Genomic DNA, 3,964 nt, shown 5'->3' with positions numbered 1-3,964 from the left:
CTCAGCTGATTTTGAGGGATTCTATGACGAAAAACACGAGAACCCATGCAGAATGACATTCGTCACAAAGGACAAGTTCCGCGTTTATACCTCAGACGCTGTTCACATGAATCTGGTGCTTCCGAAGTATTCGTATTACAATCATGACTATGTCATAAAGGTAAATCTTACGAATAACTCCGAAAATACAACCATATACGATCTCGATTTCACAGTTGACAGGAAAATGCAGACCTCAAAGACTGCTCTGATAGTCAACGAGCGCAGCGCGGACGAGATCACGGAAACTACAACAACAAAGTACAAGACTCTCAGCCTTACGGAAGGTCCGGACGGCAATAAAAAGATACACATTGATGAATTAAAGCCCGGAGCTGAAAATACAGTTACTATTGAGATAACTGTAAAGGACCTCTGGAAATCAGTTTTTGAGCAGTATATCGCGGCAGAATTGTTTGACCAGAAGCAGGCGTTCCTCATCAATATGCTCAGGGTCTATAATGATATTTCAGATATAAAGGTAATAAGCGAAGAGTATACAAAGCTTTTCAGCGAGATCCCGACAGAGCATATCCTGAAGAATGTCAGAGTCGGCTTTGAAGGCTCGCAGGCTCCTGTAAGCTATTCCGTAACCATCGACAAGGAGACAAATGCGCCGGCAGAAAGAACAGCTGTTGTTAACACAAAGTACGCAAGGAACAGACTGAAAGATATCTTCAACGGCTCGACTGATCCCAAAACAGATTTTGAAGAATTCAGAAACGAATTTATTTTCAATATCGACAATAAGGACGAAGAGCAGACTGAACGTGCTTTGGCTGAGTACGTGAATAAAAAGTTTGAAAACGGAACTGACAGAGCGTGGGATTCTATAATTGCCGACGATGACGTGTTCTTCACTTTGCATGGCGGCAAGAAATCAAAGATCTATTTTGAGATCGAATCACGCGACGACGACAGCGATATCCCGGTCATCGTATCGAACGATGTCGTTGAGATCACGGATATCTACGGCAATACTGCCGGAGAAGACGGAAAGCTCGTAATAAACGAAGACGATGATATCGTCAGAGTTAAGTTCATAAGAGACTATGTAAACGGAGTTGTCATTATCGAGTATGAAGACGGTACAAAAGAGGTTCAGAAGATAAAAAGCGCTGAACCGCATGAGTGCCAGTCAACAGGCAGATTTAATGTCGTTAAAACTCCCGGCGGCGGTGAGCCCGGTCTGGCAATATCTGTATGCGATGTATGCGGCGAATTTACAGACTGCTGTTCTATCAATCCTGACGCAGTAGCTATGCTCGGCAACTCAAATACTTACGCTGATATCAGAGTAGCAGTTGAGGAAGCTGTAAAGGCAGGGGAGAGCACAGAGCTCACTATCTTCGGTGATATAGTTGTTACAGATGACGTTATTATCCCTGAATATGTTGATGTTATTATAGCTGATAATGCGAACATCACTGTAAAGGACGGCTGCAAGCTCATTGCAAAGGGCAAGGTGACCGATCTCAGCGGCCGCAAATACGACCTCAGCGGAAATGGTCCTGTTGTTCCCGAGACAACTGCTACGACATCGGCAGCAGCTTCGACCACGACTACTACAACTACAACAACGACCACCTCGACCACAACTTCAACTGATACTTCAACAACTACAACTACCACGACTACAACTGCAACAGATGCTTCAACGACAACAACTACAACGACCGAAGCATCTGAAACAACAGAACCTGTTACAACAACTGTTATCGGTACTCCCGAACAGTTTGCACAGTGGGCAGCTGTTGACTATCAGAATAAGAACGACAAGCTTGTCGGAGATACGGAAGTAAATACTTCTGACAACGGTATGTATGAGATCATACTTAAGGACGCCAGCGGAAATGTTCTTGATGTCTATACTATCGACCCGCAGACAGGTAAAGGAACAAATTCTGCAAATGAGGCTGTTGATCTTTCTCAGGTAGAAAGCAGCACTATGACCAATTTGATAATTGCACTTGCTTCATTTATGATGCTAGTGTTTGGTTCGGCAGCAGGTATGATATCTAAAGTTCTTGAAGCTCTTATTATGATCGGATAGATATAAAAATATGAGTTCAGTTCTGATGGACCGGACCTGAAAAACGTCAATTACAAAAACCTCCTATGGTATAATTTAAACCATGGGAGGTTTTGTTTATGGAAAAAAATAAACCTCCGGTATAATTTTTTACAGATCATGTCTGATATTGAACAAATGCTGCGTTTATTTTTTATGGAGGCAAAATTATCAGATCTGGTTATTATAAGAACGCTTCCTTATAAAAATAAAAGCCCATTAACAGAAAGGACAATGATTATGAACAAAAAAATCTCAGCTTTTGTTACATCAATGGCTATGTTCGCTTCTTCTGCAACTGGATTAACATCCGCAGTGACATCACACGCTGAAGCTGTTACGAGAGGTGCTGATCTGAGTACATCAAGCTTTTTCCCGGAGATAATCAATCAGGGTCAGGTAGGCTCATGCGTGGCTTGCGCAACGGCATACTACCAGTTTACCAATGAGGCAAGGAGAGCTTTGTACCGTCAGAATCCCTACGCTGATATAGATTTTACTTACTCTCCGGCATCTGTTTATCCGCTGATCAACGACGGCGGCGATTATGGTTCATGGGAATACAAGGCATATCATGCTTTAAAGGACAGAGGCGCTCTTACTATGGATGAAATGCCTTATGACGGACGCTTTGATCTGAGATTCTATACGGTAGATGAAAACGGTAAAAAAACAGACCGTTCCGATCCGCAGGGAATCAATTACATAACCGAAGGCAGTTATGAATATAATGAAATTGTTTCAGGCAGCATAGTAAAGGATGCTTACGGAAATAAAATAATCAATGAAAATGATTACGAAGTAGTTGATGAGGTGGACGGTAAGAAGATATACAGAAGAATAGGGGAATATATCGACGCAGATCAGTATAAGGCCCTCAGCTATTACCAAAGAGATTACTACTTGCCTGTATATGAAAATAAAAACACTAATACATCAACAGGTCTTTACTGGCATGAAGCCAAAACCTACAGAGCTATCCCAAGAGATGAAGAGGCTCTTTTAAATGCCCTCAATGTCAAGCTTGACAGCTATGAAGGCTGGTCTTTATGTTCACCCAACCACGGAGCAAAAGCATTTATCACTGAAGAAGGAGATGTAGATTGGAACACTGAGGATCAGACAGAAAGGGAAGATCAGTTCATCGAAAATATAAAGGATGCTCTCGATCAAGGAAAAGTAGTAGCTGCTTCGACCAGTTTCAACTATCTTTGTTGTCTTGACAGTACATATAAGGAGATAAGTTATAAGGAAAACCCAAAAGAAAAAGTTGTAATTCAGAATGTCACAAAATATGATAAAAACGGGCCAATAAGAGCTGGTCACGAATTCACGATAGTAGGATATGATGATTCTTTCGAATGCGATATAGACGGTGACGGATATACTTATAGCCCTGGCGAGCAGGGTGCTTTCAAGATCGCAAACTCATGGGGCACTGGCTGGGGCAATGACGGTTTTATATGGGTAATGTACGATGCAGTACGTATCGAATCTGCCAATAATGGCTGCCCTGATCCGGCAAATATATATACAAAAAATTCGAACGGAACATGGTACAACAAAATATACCAGAGAAATACGGCTATTGAAGAGGCTTATATCATTAATGTTTCTCCTCAGAATGTAAAGCTGGTTTCAGAAGTTGATGTGATGACAAATGATTATTACGGTCTGAATGTAGAAAACACCTGCCAGTATTCTCAGCCAATAACAAATTATGTTATGAGAAGCTTTTATTATAATCCAATCAAATTCAGCGGTCCCATTTACACTGATATAACAAGGTTATGCGGCTCGGAAATAAATGGAAAGGATTATACGGTAAAGGTATATTCCAACAAATATAATTCT

The 3,964-nt window shown here is 41.4% G+C and carries 2 protein-coding genes; both read left to right on the top strand.

Features of this window, described 5'->3' with window-relative positions:
• On the top strand, positions 1–2,092 hold a 2,092-nt coding region (locus tag J6U00_RS02720; protein WP_296578519.1), incomplete at its 5' end, for a hypothetical protein.
• A gap of 258 nt (positions 2,093–2,350) precedes the next feature.
• Positions 2,351–3,964 (top strand): C1 family peptidase (locus J6U00_RS02715; protein ID WP_296578517.1); only part of this gene is annotated, 1,614 nt, incomplete at its 3' end.

Origin of the sequence: Ruminococcus sp., assembly GCF_017650195.1 — a bacterium.
Classification (GTDB): Bacteria; Bacillota; Clostridia; order Oscillospirales; family Ruminococcaceae; genus Ruminococcus.
The sequence above is the reverse complement of the archived record's forward strand: the minus strand, read 5'-3'. Positions and strand labels throughout refer to the sequence as shown.